Origin of the sequence: Chitinophaga sp., from assembly GCF_019236475.1 — a bacterium.
GTDB lineage: Bacteria > Bacteroidota > Bacteroidia > Chitinophagales > Chitinophagaceae > Chitinophaga.
Genome location: NZ_JAFAIX010000012.1, coordinates 759,485 through 779,840, shown reverse-complemented (window position 1 = coordinate 779,840; position 20,356 = coordinate 759,485). Strand labels below are relative to the sequence as shown.

Genomic DNA, 20,356 nt, shown 5'->3' with positions numbered 1-20,356 from the left:
GACAACCAAAAGCTAAAGAAGTACTACCGAGCCAATATTTATTCACCACGTTAAAATTCCATTTTTCGATTTAAGAAAATATAAATCCACGTAATCAGAAAGATCACTTGTTGTCTTTCAGGTAGCGTATGTCCTCCTGAAAATCTTTAATTCAAACGTTTCATAAAATCCACGTAACAGTACATGTTTCATTACTGAATCAAAATTCCATTTTATGACCAAAACACGACTCCTGCGCTGCCTCATCGCTGCCGTGCTGGTGCTGTTGATAAACAGCATTGTCTTTGCCCAGAACAAAAGTTTTACCGGCAAGGTGACAGATGATAAAGGCGCCCCAATTCCCGGCGCAACTGTGGCTGTCAAAGGCACAAAATCCGGGACTGCCACCCAGCCGGATGGCTCATTTACGTTATCATCAGTACCCGCCAATGCCACTTTAGTTATTTCATTCATAGGATACAAAACCCTGGAAATAAGTATTGCTGGCAAAAACTCATTGGCCATAGGTCTTCAATCCGAAAGCTCCACGCTCTCAGATGTAGTGGTAGTGGGTTATGGTACTACCCGTAAGAAAGATCTTACCGGTTCAGTAGCCTCCATCAAATCAGCAGAATTTAACAAAGGTATTACCACTGCACCGGATCAACTCATCCAGGGTAAAGTATCTGGTCTGATGGTAGTCAACAACAGTGGCGCTCCTGGTGCAGCCACCACGGTACGTATTCGCGGCCTTTCTTCCGTACGTTCAGGTAACTCGCCCCTTTATGTTATAGATGGAGTACCATTAGATGGTCGTGTAGCCCGCCCAAGCATCAATGCTGCCGGCCTGGGACAAACCCCAGATGCCAACCCGCTGAACTTTATCAACTCCAATGATGTGGCTTCTATGGACGTATTGAAAGATGCGTCTGCCACCGCTATCTATGGTTCTCGCGGTTCCAATGGCGTGATCATGATCAACACCAAAAAAGGAACGCCTGGTGTAGCCCGTCTGGACGTAAACTATTCCGCTGGCTTCAGCAACATCATGAAGAAACTCCAAGTATTGAATGCCGATGAGTATCGTACTGCTCTGAAACAGTACAACCTCAATAGCGGCGACTATGGCTCAAGCTCAGATGGGATGGGCTCTATACTGCGTACCGGTATTACCCAAAACATAGGCGTTGCGATCAGCGGCGGCAATGAAACGGGTCGTTACCGTGCATCCTTCGGCTATATGGATCAACAAGGTATTATTCGCAATACTGGTCTGAAGAAATATACCGCCACCCTCAACGGGCAAAACACTTTCCTGGATAATCATATCCTGGGCATAGACTATAACATTATGGCCGCTCAGACACAGGAACAGTTGGCCCCCATCAGTAATGATGCAGGGTTTACAGGAAGTCTGGTCGGTATGGCGCTGCAATGGAACCCCACCATGCCTATTTTCAACAAAGATGGCTCTTACTATCTGCTGGGAGAAGGCGGCTCCGTGAATCCAAGGGCGATGTCTGATGCTTACAACGACAACGCTAATATTACGTATATCCTTGCCAGTGTGTCTCCGTACCTGAAAATCACCAAAGACCTGGAATTGAGAACAATGTACAGTGTGAATCACCAGGTAGGGGAACGCAGAACACAAATCGCATCCTTCATCAACCTTGCTGGTATTATGAACCAAGGCCAGGCCTATTATGGCACTACAGAACTGAATACGCAACTCTTCAACTCCACCCTGACATATCAGAAACAGTTGACTAGCGCCTTCAATCTGAAAGCAATGGTAGGTTATGAGTATCAGCAGTTTGGTTACGCTGGTGTATCCATTGGTGCAAAAGGATTCGGTACTTACGCTATCAACTATACAGACCAATTTCAAACGCCTGCACAAACAAATACCAATATCAGTTCCTTCCGTAACCCTACCGGCAAATTACAATCAGTATTTGGCAGAGTAGAAATGAACTTCATGGATAGATACCTGCTGAATGCGACCTTAAGAAGAGACGGTTCCAGTAAATTCGGGGCAGATGCCCGCTATGGTACCTTCCCCTCTTTCGCGGCTAAATGGAATATTCATAACGAAGCTTTCTTGAAAGATAACCACCTATTCCAGACACTGGCCATCCGCGCTGGCTGGGGTGGAACCGGAAACCAGGAATTCCCATCCGGATCTGCACAGGAACAATATGCGCTGCTGTCTAACAACAAATCCGCACTGGTAAATGTGGCCAACTCCAAACTGAAATGGGAAACTTCCAAACAGTTTAACGTGGGGTTAGACTTCGGTGTCTTGCAGGATCGTATTACTGGTACAGTGGATTATTTCTATAAAAATACCACCAACCTGTTGTTTAGCTTCCCGGCCATCATGCCTGCACCAGCCTCCAGTTATTGGATCAATATGCCAGGTAACGTGATCAATAAAGGCTTGGAACTCTCTCTGCGCGGGGATATCATCAGACATAAAGATCTGCTCTGGAGTGTAGGCGTGAATGCCGCCTTCATGCACAATGAACTGAAAAACTATGATGGCCCTCCAGTACTCACAGGTGCCATCAGTGGTCAAGGTGTATCCGGCGCTACTTCTCAGCGACTGGCGAATGGCTATGCGTTGAACACATTCTACGTACGTCAGTTCCAAGGCTTCGATGCACAAGGCCAGGCGATTTATAATGGAGGAGACGGTTCTTTCTATTACCTCACCAACCCGAACCCCAAAACCTTGCTGGGTATAAATACACAGGTGCAATACAAAAAATTCACACTGGGTGTTAGCTCACATGGTGCATTCGGATTCCAGATCTACAATAATACCGCCAACACCGTACTGCCAATTGGTAACCTGGGTTCCAGGAATATTGCCAAAGCATTACTGGGCAACGGCGAAGCACTGGCCAATCCTATTACTGTGTCTTCCCGCTATCTCGAAAACGGTAACTTCTTGAAACTAGATAACCTTACCCTCAGCTATTCTATCGGCAATATCGGTAGGGTGTTAAAAAATACCACCTTATCAGTTACCGGTCAGAACCTGTTTGTACTGACGAAATATACCGGCTTCGATCCAGAGGTTAACACAGATAAAAACGTGAATGGCGTTACATCTTTCGGAATTGAATACTCACCGTATCCAACTGCCAGAAGTGTAATGTTCGGTCTTACTTTCTCCCTGTAATCAACCATTCACCTAAAAAGAAAACACCATGACTAAACATATCATCCGAACTGCTTTTGCTGCGGTGGCCATCAGTATGAGTTTCACCGCTTGCTCCCTCAAAGAGGAACTGGGCTCTTCCCTCACCAAGGGACAAGCAGATTCCGTTATCACCGCCAAATCATTGCTGCAAAATGCCTACGACGGATTGCAGATGCCTTACCAGGACTTCTCCAATAGTTGGGGCATGTCTGTGATGACCACTGACGAGGCAGTAGGTCCTACCCGCGCCGGCGACTGGGACGATAATGGCGTATGGCGCGCATTACATGAACATAGCTGGACACCAGATCATGCGCATGTACAAAATACTTTTACCAGTTTGCTTCAATTGCAGTTTGCAGCTACCAATGTGCTGAACTTCCGCCCTAATGCATCGCAGATTGCGCAAGCACGCTTTCTCCGGGCATTGTCTATGTACACCACAGTGGATCTCTGGGGACAAGTTCCGTTCAGAAATCCGCAGGATACCCTACTGAATGCACCCAGAGTCATGAAAACGCAAGAAGCGATGGATTACATCATCGCGGAGTTGAAAGCGATCATGCCTGATTTGGGCGACAGACCTGCCACTCCAGCCTATGTAGCCAATAAAGATGCGGCCAGATTCCTGCTCATGAAATGCTATCTCAATAAAGGCGCATTCCTGAACAGACAAAGTCCCACTTTCGCCCCTGGTGATATGCAACAGGTACTTTCCTATGCAAATGATATCATCAGTGGACCGGGAGGATATAGTCTTGCTAATAACTACTTCGATAATTTCTCCTACGATAACGATATTAAATCTACAGAGAACATTTTCACGCAGCAGAATGGTCCGAACCTGAGTACAGCACGCAGTGGTAACGCTACCTATGCCCGTTGGAAATTCACCTTACACTATAACCAAAATCCTAGCGGCTGGAATGGCTTCGCGACGCTTTCAGATTTCTACAACAAATTTGAAAACACCGATATCCGCAAGGGGACCGCTTATCAAGGGGTTACCAATATTTCCGGTTTACGCGTAGGCTTCCTGATCGGCCAGCAGTACGATCAAAATGGTACAGCACTGAAAGACAGAAAAGGCAATCCGCTGGCTTTCACTCCAGATGTACAACTCAAAGAAACCGGCAACAACCTAGAAGTAACAGGTATTCGTGTTATTAAATATCCTCCTGATTTCATGACATCCGCTAGTGCAAAAGATGGTAACGATGCCAGCAATGATTATGTATTCTTCCGTTATGCGGATGTATTGCTGATGCAGGCGGAGGCCATGCTGAGAATAGGTAATGCACCAGGCGCACTGGCAATTGTTAATACCATCCGTGTACAACGTGGCGCCTCTGCTGTAGCAGGCATCGACTTACAGGGACTCCTGGATGAAAGAGGCCGCGAATTGTATTGGGAAGGCTGGCGCAGACAGGATCTGATCCGTTTCGGTAAGTTCCTTGATCCATGGCAGTTGAAGTCAAAGGATGATCCAAAATACCTGCTCTTCCCGATTCCTACCCGCGATCTGGCAGTAAATAAAAACTTAACCCAAAACCCAGGATACTAATATCCTCGCAGCTACCGACAGTTTCCACGATGTCGGTAGCTGTTTTTTCTTCCCATAATATTTTGCTCATGTATACCGCTAAAATGCTGCGTCATTGCAGGCATATTGCCGTAGGCTTGCTCTTATTGGCCAGTCTGCAAGCGGCCGCACAACAGCCCGTCCGCACTGCGGGGAATATCAAAAAGGCTACTATCAACGGATCTTCTGTTGACATCATGCTCGATAATGCGTATGCCCATGTTACGGTATACAGCGCGGCAGTTATTCGTGTACGCATGGATAAACAGCTACTTCCCCGGGATTTTTCTTACGCCGTTACCGCTACGCCACAAAAGGTGAAAGCGAGCATCACCGAGGACAACGTGTCTCTCAAAATCCTTACGGACTCGCTACAGGTTGTCATTCATAAATCACCATTTGCTATCCATTTCCTAACGCTTTCCGGCGAAGTGATCAATGAAGATGAGCCAGGGCTCACCACTTCCTGGGTACAGGAAAATGTGACCACCTACAAGAAAATGCAGGAGCAAGAGCGATTTATTGGTCTTGGAGAAAAAACCGGTAATCTGGATCGTAAAGGGGAAGCCTATACGAATTGGAATTCCGATATATTTGGATATGCCGTCAACAGCGATCCAATTTACGCTACGATTCCCTTCTATATTGGGATTCATCACCATCTGAATTACGGCATCTTCCTGGACAATACCTTCCGCACAGAATTCAATTTTGGCGCGAGTAATAATCGTTTTTCTTCCTTTGGCGCCAGGGGTGGAGAGATGAATTACTATTTCATTTATCATACCCGATTGGCAGACATCATCTCTTCCTATACTGCGCTCACTGGCAGAACGCCGCTGCCGCCTCAATGGAGCCTGGGATACCAGCAAAATAGGTATAGCTATTATCCCGAAACAGAAGTCATGCGGATTGCACAAACACTCCGAGAAAAGAAAATACCCGCCGATGGCATCACCCTAGACATCCACTACATGGATGCGTACAAACTATTCACTTGGAATAAAGAGCGATTCCCAGATCCCAAAGGGATGGCAGATAAACTACGGGCCATGGGACTGCATCTAACCGTCATCGTGGACCCGGGAATTAAAGTAGAACAAGGTTATGCTGCTTACGAAAGTGGCAAACAGGAAGATATTTTCATCAAATACAGTGACGGACAATATTACACTGGGCAGGTTTGGCCAGGATGGTGTCATTTCCCTGATTTCACGAGTATCCGCGGACGTGATTGGTGGAAAAAAGAAATCAAATCGTATATCCGTAACGGTGTGACCGGCATCTGGAATGATATGAATGAAATAGCCACCTGGGGGCAGAAAATGCCTGATAATGTGCTGTTCAATTTTGAAGGCAATCCCGTGTCGCACTTACAGGCGCATAATGTGTATGGGCTGGAAATGGCCAGGGCCTCTTATGAAGGCGCAAGAGAGGAGCTGAAAAAACGACCTTTCTTACTTACCCGTGCTGCCTATGCTGGATCGCAGCGTTATAGCGCCATCTGGACGGGCGATAACCGCGCAGAAGAAGATCATATGTTATTGGGAATACGGTTGCTGAATAGCTTGGGTGTCAGTGGTTTTGCTTTTGCAGGAATGGATGTAGGCGGATTTACGGGTAATCCATCTGTAAGTCTGTATACCCGTTGGATGCAGATTGGTGCATTTATTCCTTATTTCAGGAATCATACGCAGGTGAACACGAAATCAGCCGAGCCATGGGCTTTCGGTGAAGAAGCGTTGGAAATCTCCCGAAATTATATCAACCTACGTTATCACCTGCTGCCATATATCTACAGCAAAATGTATGAAGCTACTGTTAGCGGTCTCCCTGTCATGCGCACTTTAGCCATCGATAATACCTTCGACAATAAAATTTATGATACCCGTTTTCAAAATGAATATCTTTTTGGAGATGCCTTTCTAGTAGCACCGTTCGAGAGCACCTCCTCCTTTGGCAGTATATATTTTCCCGCTGGCAAATGGTATGATTTGTATAACGATACCATTCGGTCTGGTGGCCAGGAATATATAACTGCTTTGAGCACCAAGGCGCTACCGGTTTATGTCAAAGGCAGCAGTATCATCCCTATGCAATCCCTTGTACAAAGTACATCGGAGCAACCCACTGATACCCTGTCCCTTCATGTGTACAAGGGTGATGACGATCACTCATTTGTGTATTATGAAGATGACGGAGAGAGCTTTGATTATGAAAAAGGTACATTTTACCAACGTCGTATTACTTATCAGCCAACCGCCCGCAAAATTACCCTGGAAGAAAAAACAGGAAATCTGGACAGCAAATTTCACTATGTAAAACTGATCCTGCATGGATTTAATGCCTTACAGCAGGTGAAGGTGAATGGAAAGCCAATGCCCTTGGAGGTTTCCGGTTATTCCTTTTTGTCGCCCATTTCCAGGTTTGATCCACAGGGGTCAAGTATTGCCGCCGACAGTTGCCAAGTAGTGCAAATGGTTATTGCCTATTCCAATCAGGTTATTAACGTGGATTTATAAATAGGGAAACGGCCTTCCTGTTTTCAGGGGGGCCTTTTATATTGATTTTCAATAATAGTTACTTTTTAGTAAGTAGGGTACTTTTTGGTACCTACTTGTCAATCATAATAGGGTCAGATACCTTTGGTCACAAATTGTACAAAACAGATGAATAGAAGATCATTAATCAGAAACATGATTTTGGCAGGAGTTGGTACAGCACTTCCATTGACCAAGCTGTTAGCCTCCGTAACTGAAAAGAAAGACTTCAACAATCGGCCTTTTCACCGTTTTACACTGGGCGATTTGGAGCTCTTCACCGTTACAGATGGATTTGTCCATATGGATAAGGTGCAGCCTAATTTTGCGCCAGGCGTTCCCCGCAAACAGGTAGATGATTTGCTGAAGAAAAACTTCCGTCCTACAGATCACGTAGACCTGGCCATAAACATGCTGGTAGTGAAGAAGAAAGATAAAGTGATTTTGGTAGACACGGGTGTGGGACCTGCCTTTGGTAAAAACTCAGGATGGTTGCTGCAATCGCTTGCGGATGCCGGCATACAGCCAGAAGCCATCGATGCTATCGTTATTTCCCATGGACACCCGGACCATGTGGGCGGATTGATAACCGCAGATGGACAGTTGAATTTCCCCAACGCCACCGTTTATCTCTCCCGGATAGAACATGAGTTTTGGATGGCGCCTGCGCAAGATTTTTCCAAATCCACCTTTGAAGACAAAGCCCTGCTGCACACCTTCACGTTAGCCACACAGAAGACTTTCCGCACTATTAAGCCTAAACTGCAGCTTTTCGAAGATGGTCAAACATTGTTTGATTGTATCCGTCTGGAAATTGCACCAGGTCATACTCCTGGGCATACCCTCACGCATATTTCCTCTGGCGGTCAGGAGATCGTGCACATTGCAGACCTTATTCACTCCGATGTATTACTGTTCGCACACCCTGACTGGGGATTCAATGGCGACACGGATTTACATCAAGCAGCGGCTACACGAAAAAAGGTATTGAAGCGTTTAGCCGAGTCCGGCGCAGCCGTTTTTGCATATCACCTGCCATGGCCTGGAGTAGGTCATGTACGTAAAGTGGGAGATGCCTTTGAATGGGTAGCGGAAACTTACGCTTATCCACTTTAATGTAGGCGGGCACTATCGGCAGGGCCTTTGTAGTCCACACCAAATCTTTTAGCATCTATTGCAAGAGGAGGAAGGCCTACTTCCTGCCGACGTTTATCTACATTGATCTCATCTTCAATGGGGGATAGTTGGTATTTATCAGTATTGTAGCCTGTTTTGGGGTCTTTGATGGGGGAATATTGTGTCCCATAGCGTTGTGTACCTGATTTTGCCAATTGCAAGCGATCTATCATCTTAACAACTGTTTTCCATTCCAGGTTTCCTGTTTTTGCCGCCTGTTCAAACAGGGGTAAATATTTTTCCTGTGCAGCGGAATCTGCATGTTGGATAACGAGGAAGCAAGTCTGTGAGGCGGTATCACCGTAGCGTTTACGGCCAGGATTCCCCATGGAATCAAGGATGACTATCACTCGTTTGAGATTGATGGCATCCAAGCTATCTTGTTTTTTCCAGAGATGCCAGTTTGTGGATGACTTCGTTAGTTCTTCTCTGTATAGTTGATCATTTCGGTAGATAGCCATCAATTCCTGCTTCATGGTGTCTACTGGGTTGGGAGAGGGGTTACAAGCTAACAGCAATAATAAGGCAGCGTAATATTTCATACGGTGGAATTTTACAGATAAGATAATAAAAGAAACGCATAAATGAAAGAAGGTCTTCCTGTTGCCAGGAAGACCTTCTTTATATTTAGATGCTACTCTCTTTTGTTAGTTACCAACAACTCCGTAGAAGAACTGTGTGGCATCGGTAGATTTTACAAATGCACCGAGAATCAAAGTAGAACCAGGGATAGTATTAGCTACCCAGGAAATATTGAATGCATTGGACTCAAAGTAGTTGCGCACACCGGCAAAACCTGGAGCCAGGAAGCTAGTGGCATTACCGTTTGCACCATCGAATATAAACTTCGTAGATCCGTCTGCGTTTTTGGACGTTTTGTAGTATACGTCTGCGTTATAGGAGGTCGTACCGTTGTTAAAGGTAAAGCGCAGTGTATAAGAAAGGTCCACATTTTGAATCATACGGATGAGGGTCAGATTATAACCATTTGTTTTTAACGTATTGAGACACTGTGTGTACAATGGGTCAAAGTCGGTACCCAGCGTACCTTTCAGGGCACTAGCATTATACTCAATGGCTGTATAATCTTTACCAGGGCCATATACCAATTTCAGTGGAACTACCGGCGTGCTACCATTCTGCAAATAGAGTATCTCACTTCCATTTTTAGCATAGTAGCTTTTTTTGGTGGCATCCCAGATCAGCTCGCGAATAGAGAAACCATTATAAACAAACGCAGAGTCCAGGATAATACCATAAGGAGTATAAGCGAATCCTCTGTTTTTGCTAACAGCGGTATTGGCATCTGCTGCATAGCCGAGTCTTATTCTGCGGGTACTGATATTGATAGCAGCGTCTGCTTTGGTGCCATCTTTGAAAGTGATGTACGGGAACTGATTTGCCGCAACGAATGGCGTGATATCGGCCATACGGTCAGCAATTTTTCCGGCGAGAACATCTTGTTGTTCAGCAGCAGTCATTTTGACCATGGTCATAAGGTTTCCCTTATCCATACCGATTAAATAAAAAGTATCACCTACCATTTTATCCATCATGAACTGGTAGTCGGATTGCAGGCCTGCACCCGCAGTACCTCCGCTAACACCTGGCGCCGGATCACTCGGCAGATGGATATAGCCATAGGTATCGAATATCAGTGTGGGCCATTGCAATGCTTTCAGGCGGAAAGTAGAGGTTTTAACAGTGGTAGCAGTAGTGGTATTGAAATCACCCAGCATATCCACTGAATTGTCATTATTAAACTTGAAATAATAATAGAATCCTTTTCCTCCTTTTGGATAGATGGTCGCTTTCCAGCCATATTGGGAGCTGGTGAGTAACTGCATATTCTCACCCAGGCGCTGGATCAGTCTTTTATCCGGGTCCTCCATAAAAGGATCGGAAGATTTTTTACAGGCGATCGCAGCGATTGCCAGCAGTGTATATAAAGCAAATTTTTTCATGATGTTCATTACAGATTTAAGGTTCCAAATGTGAATGTGGTAGCATCATCTGCTTTCACCAATCCGCCGAACTCTACTTTCGCATCAGCAGCATAGAAGTATTTAGTCTTGAACGCACCGATAAAGAAGTCTGTCAGTGGTTTAGCGGCTGCCGCGATAACATTCCCGTTCGCATCAGCACTGTTGTATGCTAATGTGTAGGTTTCCGCAGAAGTGCTAGCCACATTATCATAAGTGAATGTACCGGTATACAAGGTACCTGCACTGGAACCAGCAGCAGCACGGAAGTTAAACTTCAACTGTACGGTATTGGCAGCATTGAACACCACGTTAATGGATTCCAATGTGTATTGTGAAGCAGCACTCACTTTCAGAATAGCAGCTTTGGCCGCATCCCATGCCGTGTTGAATTTGTCGGACTGTCCACCAACGAGAGCAGGACTGAGGGTAATGGATGTAAAGGCCTTGCCGAATCCAATCTGGTTAAACACCGGAGGATTAGAGTAGCTATTAAGATCCTGCTGAACTTTTGTCTGTAAGCCAGTGAAATCAATGCCCCAGCTTTGTTTGAAATAACTAACAACGATAGCTTCCTTCTTACGGATCATCGCTACGTTCACACCGGATTGTTTTAATATTGCTTCATAACCACCACGTCCCAGGGTAAGCATCACAGAAGTCATTTCAGCGAAATCTTCTTCAGGAGCTGCACGGGAGTACTGGGTAATGAAACCATATGAATAAGCATCTGCCAGTGGTTGGTTGTTCCAGTCAGCGGTATAGTTACCACCTGTCAGTAATGGAAAATCCTTTGGATAGATAATTGTCTGATGCAGGATATGTGTAAACTCGTGGTGAATGGTCTTCAATACACCTTGTACGTTAGAACGACTGGCTTTTGAGAAGTTATTCACATTATACAGTGTAACCCTGAAGCCACCTTCTGCCTCACCGAGTTTTACAGTACCACCGGTATTGTATTCCACACTACCTACCAGTAGGTACTGTTTAGGGGAATACAATTTGATGAAGTTGGCATTTTTTTCCGCAATGTATGGTGAAATCCAGCCAGAGTTAACCACTTCCATGAGTGGACGTATTCTTGCTGTATCCGGCGGCACCAGTGTTTTGGAAGGATCAACCTCTGAACCATCCCATCTGTACTTTACTTCCAGGTTATATGGTTTGGTGAAGGTGTTATACAACCAGTTATCCAAAGGAGTTTTTGTCCAGGTATCACCACCCAGGCCAACCAATGGTTTGTTCAGGTCGTCTTCTGATTTTTTACATGCACCCAGTGTAACTGCAGCAGATGCTATTATTAAAAAGAAATATTTTTTCATAATTACAGGAGATTAACGAGGGTTAAGAGGTACACCGGATAAGGTAACTTCTTCCGGCAATTGTAACAGTTTACGTTTGTCGTCCGCAGCCAGTTCAAATACTTCGCCTCTGATAGTAGTATGTGTCACAGGCATTTTCAGACGAAGGATATCCATCCATCTCATACCTTCCGTCACAAACTCCGCACGTTTTACATCCAATAATGCAAACCGGTAAGCCTCCTTTCTATCTGTAGTGCGGGAAGCATAATAGTTCATAATACGGGTATCTGTAATCAGGTGAGTAGTCGTATTATAGTTTGTGATACGTGCTTTAATCAACGTATTGATATCATCCAGTGCAGCGCTATATTGTTCTTTATTGATAGCTGCTTCTGCTCTGTTCAGCAATGTTTCTTCTGTCGTTAGTAACGGCATCATGGTATAATAAACACCGGTATTGGCATTGATGCTGGTACGTTTGAAATAAGGAAGATATTTCATCACGAAATAGAAGGTTTGGCTGTAGCTGTATACTTTGAGCGCATTCCATTGGTTTCCAAATGGACTGATAATCTGTACACATCTGTTCTGAGACATAGCGTATTGATATCTGGCATAGTAGACGCCATAGCTAGATACCGCTTCGCCCAACAGCAGATTGCCCGGATTCGTAGCGTTGGTATAGAAGTTCTGTAAGTCTGTAGTGGTAACGCTACCACCTTGATAGTTCAGCCATGGTCTTACATTCGCTGCAAAGTCATTCGATGGAAATGCAAGGTTGGCTTCTTCTATTACTTTATCGTAATCGCGTTTCCAGAGGTAAAAACGGGATGCGAAAGCATGCGCAGCTTTCCTGGTGAAGTGATATGCAGGAACAGCATATTTATCATTCAGTAAAGGAATACCTTCTTTCAGATCCTTTTCGATCATCTCATAAACGTATGCTACAGTTTTACGATCATACTGTTTAATAACAACTTTCTCAGGACTGGTTACATAAGGAATACCCTGATCCTGGGCTGCTGTAGCCGGATCATATGCTTTCGCATACAGGCACACCAGCATAAAGTGGGAGTAAGCTCTGGCTACCAATGCCTCTCCTTTCTGTCCGGCGTAAGCTGCTGGATTAGCTGCATTATTGCAGACTTCCAGGGCCTGGTTGGCCGATGCGATGGCAGAGTAGCAGGCATTCCAATAATAGTTTGGTCCATCCTGGGCGGTGGAGGTGATGTCTTTCCAGAAATATGCGTCCGCATTTTTTGGATCTTGTATACCAGTAATACCCAGATCGATGGGATTATCAGACATCGCTTCTGCAAATGTGTTATAGGTGGCGGCAGGATAAGCTGTCACCAATAATTCTGATACCTTTTCCGGCGTATTCAGCGTTGCCCGCTGGTCGGGAGCCTGCTCCAGGTACTTACTGCAGCCAGTGCCGGCTAAAAGTGCTACAGCAGCTATATATAAATATCTTTTTTTCATAATAGACACATTTAGAATCCAACCTTTAAAGTGAACGTGAATTGTCGAGGAACAGGGAGTGCCACACCTCCAGAGGTAAAGAACTCAGGATCCTGACCTTTCAGTTTCTTATCTGCGTAAACCAGCCAGATGTTATTACCCTGCAGCTTCACAGACATGTTATTGGCGCGGATCAGCTTTGCAACGCGTACTGGCAGGTTATAGGCCAGGGACAATTGTTTCAGACGAACGAAGCTACCATCTGCCACACGTTGAGAGGTATAGTTATAAACGGTATAAGGATAAACAGAACCCACAGTACTACGAGTGAGGTAGTCTGCAATGGATGGAACATTCGTCTGGGTTTGATCCATTGGTAATGTCCATCTGTCCAGGAATTCTTTAGGCATTGCATCTACATCGGAATAAGTCAGTCGGAATGCATTATTCAACCTGATTTTGTTTCCTGCCTGGTAAGAGAAGAAGAAATTCAGGGTGAAGTTTTTGTAGTTGAATGTGTTATTCCATCCACCGGTAACAATAGGATCCACAGAACCTTCATAGGTCAGGTAATTCTTGTTGGTACTTTGAACATACACTCCGTTGGACACCTGGCCATTTTCATCTATAAACCATGGTTTACCAATAGGATCCAGGCCCTTGAAGTTGATGGAATACAGTCCGCGAACTGACTGCCCCTCAGAAGCACCGCCTTCTGGAACGATCAGGTCATAGATACGTGGTTTGCTTTTCAGGTTGGTGATTTTATTCTTATTATAACCGAAAGTCAGGTTGGTAGACCAGTTGAAAGTTTTGGTTTTAATAATTCTGCCACCAACAGTAACTTCCGCGCCATAGGATTTCATGTCTGCATAATTGGCCTGTTTGGTGTCTTCACCACCAATACCGGATGTACGCAGTGCACTTACCAGATCAAAACCATTACGTTGGTATACATCCGCAGAAACACTCAATTTATCGCCCCAGAAACCGGCATCCACACCCACGTTGGCTTCATATTGTTTTTCCCAGGTCAGCTCTCCATTTTCCAGGTGATCGATTACAATTCTTGGTTCTACCTCTGACAATCTTGGACGGATCGTAGAGTTGTTCAGGAACACCACACTAGAGTTGGTAGCACTACCGATACTTGCAGTCAGACCGTAAGATGCACGCAGTTTCAGGAAGCTGAGATGATCCATGTATTTCAGGAATTCTTCCTGGTCGAGGTTCCAGGCAGCACTTACTGTCCAGGTAGGCAGCCAGCGCGCTGTTCTGGATTGACCCATTCTGTTGGATCCATCGTAACGCAGTGTTCCCTGGAATACATATTTGTTGTCATATCCATAGCTTACGTTACCGAAGAAGGAAGCATATCTGTCGTACTGCTGGTTCATACCATAGTAGTTATATCCGCCTTCCAGCAACATTTTGATAATGCGATAATCTGTGAATGGAGTACCACCTTTATCGTATTGATAACCATAACCATTTGCATAGCTGTTCTGACGATCAGTATACTTGATCTCCTGACCGAGGAACGCGTTCACACTGTGTTTCTCGTTGATATCACGGTGGAACTCGAGCTGGTTACGCACATAATAGTTCGTCAGCTTATCATCATTTCTGTTATAGAATCCTCCTTGTGGTAATACAGGAACTTTTACTGTAATTTCTGGATGGTCTGGATCTAAGTACAGGAATTGGTTGATACCCGCTACAGTTGAGTTTGGAGCATATCTATAAGCCAGCGCCATGTTAGAATTTTCATTGATTAAATTCTCACGGGTGGTTTTTACGAAACGGATAGCACCAATAGTTCTGAAGTTGAAGTCTTTCGAGATCTTGTAACCTAGTTCACCCTGGATTTTTGTATCCAACATGTCCAGGTTGATCGCGTTATTTTTCAGCTCATTGATGATATTGAAAGGAGCGTAGTTGCGATTGAAATATTCCAGGTTACCATTTTCATCATAGGCAGTCATGGTACGGCTGGTGTTCAGCGCATAGCTGTAAGGGTTGATATCAAAATCTCTCGTATAAACGCCTTCCACTACGTTGCTGGATCTTCCTTGAGTACCAGGAGCGCGTTGCTGTCTGATAGATCCGTTAACAATTACTTTGGCAGTCAGGCGATTGGTCAGGTTGTACTGTCCATTCAGGTTAGCTGTATATCTGCTCACGCGATCAGCGATAGACCAACCATTATCATTGTAATATCCCAGAGAGAAATAATGCTGTGCTTTTTCTGTACCAGAGGAAATACTCAGGGAATGTTCCTGTACAAAAGAGTTTCTGAAGAGCAGACCAAACCAGTCAGTATTTGCTTTTGCATAGCGCTGGAGGAAAGCAGTCCTTGCTTCAGGGGTATTTTCGAGGCCAAATTTACCGGATGTCTCATCATATTGTTTCAACATCTGGTACATTTTCGCATATACGCCACCGTTATTACCGTTAGCGATGGAAGATGTTAAATTCCCTTTACGGTACATCTCTGCATAAACAGACATCTGATCAGCAGAATTCATGATATTGAAATTGCTGTAATCAGGTTTGAGGAAGGTGGAGAAGTTACCATTGTAGTTGACAGTGGTATTACCTGCACGACCTTTCTTGGTGGTAATTACGACTACACCGTTCATCGCACGGGCACCGTATTGTGCAGTAGCCGCCGCATCTTTCAGGATAGTGAAGGTTTCAATATCATCCGCATTGATACCTGCAACGGAGGAACCAATGAGGGTCAATGCATCACCGCTGGAAAGCTGATCATTGGTAATATTCACGATATCTTCCAGTACTACGTTATCAATTACCCACAGTGGCTTGTTTTCACCAGAGATAGAGGTAGCGCCTCTTACACGAATTTTAGGAGCAGCACCGAAAGTACCAGATACGTTCTGTACGGATACACCGGCTACTTTACCTTCCAGCATGCGGCTTACATCCAGCACACCGTCCTGTTTTACGTCTGCACCGGTGATATTGGTAGCAGAACCGGTAAACAGTTTCTTTGCCACACTTTGGTAACCTGTTACGATTACCTCGTTCAGACCAGAAACATTTTCCTCCATTACTATATTGAAGGCTGTTTTATCTCCTACTGTCAGTTCATGAGGCTTAAATCCGATGAAATTAAACACCAGGATATCATTGTTCCCTGCTGTGACGGAAAAGTGACCATCTGCGCCAGTGATCACACCACGAGACATGCCTTTCACCTGTACAGATACACCTATCAACGGCGTACCTTTTTTGTCGGTTACTTTACCTGTACGAGGAGTCTGTTGTTGAACAGTATTCCCTACAGTGGTCTCTTTTTCATTTTTGACAGTTAGAATGATGGTTTTAGACAACATCTCATAGTCAATAGGCTGATCTTTCAACACCTCTTCCATGAATGTACTCAATGGCAGATCTTTCGCATTTACAGACACCTCATGGGAACGCTGTAAAACATCCTTTTTATAAAAAACCAAATATCCTGTCTGCTTTTCGATAGCAGCAAATACCTTGTGCAGACTAACTTTTTGGGCACTGAAAGTAATATTCTGAGCCTTTACTTCCGCCGCTACCTGCATAATGGATACTAGGATAAATAACGCTGTCAGTTTCATGGTAATCAGCAGTTTTCTTAGTCCGGTACCCATACCCTTAGCCGGGATATGCCGATTTACCAATACCGCGCCCTCTGCATTCCCACAGGTTTCGGCCCCGTGGTGCGAGTCGACCGGCACTACGTTTCCGGGCATAGCATACCAACTACAATTAGCATTTTTTTGCATAAATTGCATTAGTTTGATTGTTTTAATTGGTTGTTTAAAAAATTGGTTTCATTCGACCAGACTTCATTCAAACGTTCACCGGGAGTGGTCCTAACACTTCCGGTTTTTCATGACTGTCTGTTCCGTATTTACTGTTTAAAAATTAAATAATTAGTGAAGTGACACTATTTCCCCCATAGCTTGTATGGCAACAGGCACTCATTTTGGCTGACCTAGATTTTATGCTACTTACATCTTCATAACTAAACAACTGACTCAAATAATAGAATAGGGCAGACTAAGGGACGAATACTAATTTATTATAGTCTTCTATGCGGCAACGTACACCCGCCTGATTCAGCACTTTGATCATATCGGCCAACATCAGGTTTCTGCTAATTTTACCGCCTACCCTTGTTTCTGATACTTTTTCTGTGATTTTGGTTTCGACGCCATACCACCGTGTTAATTGACGTGTAAGCGTTGGTAGATCGTTATCTTCAAAATCGAAGTAACCATTTTTCCAAGCCGTCACACTTTCGGTATTAGCATATTGAATACTAATTTGTTGTGTTTCGGATATAGAAGCCTGTTGGTCGGGCTTTAATATTTCTTTCTTTGCATTATCAGCAGCAGATACCATCACAGCACCTTGTACTAAAGTGATCCGGCAAGTGCTTTCATCTGGATACGCATTAATATTAAAATGTGTACCCAGTACTTCTACCAGGGCTGCGTGTTTATCTGCACGTTTGATGTTCACTTTAAACGGATGCTTTTCATCCGGTGCAACTTCCATATACACTTCCCCTGTCACCTCTACAATGCGATCGTCTCCTTTAAAAAAGGTGGGATATTTCACAGTGCTTTGTGCGTTCAGCCATACGTTTGTTCCATCTGGCAGTACCACCTTAAACTGACGACCTACTGGAGTAGACAAGATATTAAACTGTGGCTCCCTGTTCTCATTCGCATTCGCCAACGCATAGCCGATTTTACCGCTATCCAATACCACACTGGAACCATTTTGATGTGCTACGATACCGTTACCCAGACTATCCAGTACCACTCTGGAACCATCTCCAAGAGTGAGTATAGCCCCGTCTTTTCCGGGAGGCATATCTACCTTGTGAGCGATTTCCACGGATTTTGCTTTCCCTTTATGCAGCAGCAGGGCTGTTCCTGCACCAATCAAAATAAGAATAGCAGCGGCCGCCCACCATTTCCGAAAGACAACTATACGGGCGGAAGAGTCCTTTTTTTCCAGATCCGCATCATCGAGGGCACGTTCAATCATGGCTATACGACGTAAGTCCATGGAGGGAATTCCTGGGACATCAGACAATTGTTCACCATACTTATCCAGTACTTCCAGTTGTTCCGCTGCGGAGGCAGAAGCCATCCAGTGGCGGAATGCCTGGTATTCCTGCTGAGAGTAATTACCAGCGGCATAGTCTTTCAAAAAGGTGTCTAATTGTTCCTTAGTCATAAACGGGAATAAGTGTCCTGCTTAAAGGACGTTTCAGGAAATCAAAAAGACACGTCTGAAAAAAAATTTTTTTTAGATGGAATAAAAAGAGGGGAGGGAGAGGAGAAAAACCATGAAAGCGATGGTATCTTTCTCTTCAAAACATTGGCGTACAAGCTTTTGGGCTTTATACAATTGGTTTTTGACACCAGACTTTGAGATCTGCAGTTCCGCAGCTATTTCATCAAGGCTCAATCCTTTTTCCACGCTGAGGCGGAAAACGTGCTGACATTGGGTAGGTAATGCAGCTATTTGTCGTTGTACTTTTTCATAGATGTAGCGATAGTTCCAAATATCCTCCGGGGTTTCCGCATCCAATTCCCTTTGTTGCAGATCCACGATAGCAGCCTTTCTTACCTGTTGATGGCGGATTTGATCCAGCAGTCTGTTTCTGGCAGATTTAGCGATATAGGATTGAAAAGAAGTGATTTCTGCGAGTTTTTCTCGTTGTTCCCAGATACGTACAAAAACATCCTGGATGATTTCATCTGTTTCATCCTGGGACCTGGTAAATAGATGGATGTACTGCGTTACAGCATCCAGGTGGAAGGAATATAATTCAGTAAATGCTTCTCGGTTCCCTCTGGATGCCTGCAGTAACAGGCTTCGTTCGTTATATATGCTTTTAGTTGACAAATGGCAGTGCTACAAATTTCCAGCGATCGGATTTCTATCCGGTTAGGGATAAAACTAAGGCTTTTTTTCTTGTCATGCAACCATTTAGGTGGGTAAATCAAGTAATAGGAATCCAGATAAGTTAGCAGCCCTTGATGGGAGGCCGACAGTTTGCAAAAAGTATCCAGCATCAAGTCCGGTCGATAATTGATCGAATAAAATAATGGAGGTGCATACCAGAAAGGATAGATTTGTCAGGTGTAAAGACTTTACGTTGCAATGGGATTTACCTATCGAAATTTTATAATATAACCCCTAGAAATTTCAATTTAAATCTATTTCCCCATGGACTTTTCAAGCACCATCTTTTCGTGATTATTATCATTGCTTCCTGCAATATTGATACTTCCTTGTCCTGATATAAAATTATCCTGGCTGTTTATATTGCATTTCATTGTCTTGTGGATAGTATCCATTCTCTTTGCACTTGGCCACAGTTTTTCCCTGACCCATCATTTTAGCATTCAGTTCAGTTATGGCAGCTTTGGTTATTGTTCAGTGGGTTAGTGTATGCATGGATCAGGGTTAAAAGCGGATCACTAGTGATGCCAGTGGTATTTCACAATGTGAGTAATGTGATGATAATGGTAGCGAATGCGATAAAATAAACATCAGATAGGTAGGTAGACAACAATCTCTACATCCTGCAAATGTCCCAACTTATCTTCGATACTTGCTTTCACCTGTTCCCAGTTCAGGCCACCTAGTCCGCAACCTAATGCAGGCAAGGCGATGGATTTAATTTTGTGGTGTTCAATCACCTTCACCAGATCATCTAGGCCGGTGGTAACGTATTCCATTTTTGAAGGATTTCGCCAATGTTTCTTTGTAGGGAAGTTGATAATCCATTTAACGTTATTGCTTCCAGATATGGGTACAACAAGGCTTTGGCCAACGTCTAATAATTTATCATCACACGCTTTTTTATACTGTTTAAAATTCTCTGGAAATGTTTCTTTGAATTGAAGAGCAATTCCTTTACCCATCACCCCAACGGTGTTAACGGCGTTTACTAATGCTTCTGTGGGGGCGTGGAGAAGGTTTCCGGTGGTGTATTTAATCATACGGAGGTGTATTCAGTTATTGATTGGATGACTTATTAAATAAAACATGTTTGCAAATTAAAAAAGCAATTCAGCGTCATCCCTCTA

Annotated in this window: 12 protein-coding genes and 1 pseudogene; 5 read left to right on the top strand and 8 right to left on the bottom strand. The window is 44.3% G+C overall.

The genetic code is table 11. From position 1 onward, the window contains the following. Positions 1-214 precede the first annotated feature (214 nt). The 4 genes from JO154_RS19395 to JO154_RS19380 all read left to right on the top strand — a co-directional run bounded on the left by JO154_RS19395 (position 215) and on the right by JO154_RS19380 (position 8,428). Entirely contained in the window at positions 215-3,169 is a 2,955-nt protein-coding gene (locus JO154_RS19395; RefSeq protein WP_291948579.1) for a SusC/RagA family TonB-linked outer membrane protein, read from the top strand. A 28-nt stretch (positions 3,170-3,197) separates the two neighbouring features. Beyond that, a complete protein-coding gene (locus tag JO154_RS19390; protein WP_291948578.1) occupies positions 3,198-4,754 on the top strand; it encodes a RagB/SusD family nutrient uptake outer membrane protein in 1,557 nt (518 codons plus the stop codon). 68 nt (positions 4,755-4,822) lie between these two features. After that, the gene (locus JO154_RS19385; protein ID WP_291948576.1) at positions 4,823-7,294 is read left to right on the top strand and encodes a glycoside hydrolase family 31 protein; all 2,472 of its coding nucleotides are present in this window, start codon (positions 4,823-4,825) and stop codon (positions 7,292-7,294) included. A 147-nt stretch (positions 7,295-7,441) separates the two neighbouring features. Next, positions 7,442-8,428 (top strand): MBL fold metallo-hydrolase, encoded by a 987-nt coding sequence (locus JO154_RS19380; protein ID WP_291948575.1) that lies wholly within the window; start codon positions 7,442-7,444, stop codon positions 8,426-8,428. On the opposite strand, the gene JO154_RS19375 is transcribed toward JO154_RS19380, so the two are convergent. From JO154_RS19375 to JO154_RS19345, 7 genes are all read right to left on the bottom strand, one after another. Further along, positions 8,425-9,030 carry a DUF6624 domain-containing protein gene (locus JO154_RS19375; protein ID WP_291948573.1) on the bottom strand — a complete coding sequence of 202 codons (606 nt, stop codon included), beginning with the start codon at positions 9,028-9,030 and terminating at the stop codon, positions 8,425-8,427. The two genes, JO154_RS19380 and JO154_RS19375, sit on opposite strands and share 4 nt — an antisense overlap. A 105-nt stretch (positions 9,031-9,135) precedes the next feature. After that, the gene (locus JO154_RS19370) at positions 9,136-10,452 is read right to left on the bottom strand and encodes a DUF4302 domain-containing protein (RefSeq protein ID WP_291948571.1); all 1,317 of its coding nucleotides are present in this window, start codon (positions 10,450-10,452) and stop codon (positions 9,136-9,138) included. An 8-nt stretch (positions 10,453-10,460) separates the two neighbouring features. Further along, positions 10,461-11,795, bottom strand: a complete 1,335-nt coding sequence (locus tag JO154_RS19365) for a putative zinc-binding metallopeptidase (RefSeq protein WP_291948569.1) — start codon at positions 11,793-11,795, stop codon at positions 10,461-10,463. Between the two features lie 12 nt (positions 11,796-11,807). Continuing rightward, complete coding sequence (locus tag JO154_RS19360; protein ID WP_291948567.1) at positions 11,808-13,259, bottom strand: RagB/SusD family nutrient uptake outer membrane protein; 1,452 nt, start codon at positions 13,257-13,259, stop codon at positions 11,808-11,810. Between the two features lie 11 nt (positions 13,260-13,270). After that, positions 13,271-17,023, bottom strand: a complete 3,753-nt coding sequence (locus JO154_RS19355; protein WP_291948565.1) for a SusC/RagA family TonB-linked outer membrane protein — start codon at positions 17,021-17,023, stop codon at positions 13,271-13,273. A 277-nt stretch (positions 17,024-17,300) separates the two neighbouring features. Next, entirely contained in the window at positions 17,301-18,491 is a 1,191-nt protein-coding gene (locus JO154_RS19350; RefSeq protein WP_291948563.1) for a FecR family protein, read from the bottom strand. Positions 18,492-18,563: 72 nt separating this feature from the next. Further along, positions 18,564-19,166, bottom strand: coding sequence for an RNA polymerase sigma factor (locus JO154_RS19345; RefSeq protein ID WP_291948561.1), 603 nt, complete (start codon positions 19,164-19,166; stop codon positions 18,564-18,566). Between the two features lie 515 nt (positions 19,167-19,681). Here JO154_RS19345 and JO154_RS26540 point away from each other — a divergent pair. Continuing rightward, a pseudogene (locus JO154_RS26540) lies at positions 19,682-19,813 on the top strand (CPBP family glutamic-type intramembrane protease); the annotation flags it as partial. Positions 19,814-19,816: 3 nt separating this feature from the next. Here the strand turns inward: JO154_RS26540 and JO154_RS19340 are convergent. Next, a complete protein-coding gene (locus tag JO154_RS19340) occupies positions 19,817-20,269 on the bottom strand; it encodes a macro domain-containing protein (RefSeq protein ID WP_291948560.1) in 453 nt (150 codons plus the stop codon). Positions 20,270-20,356 lie beyond the last annotated feature (87 nt).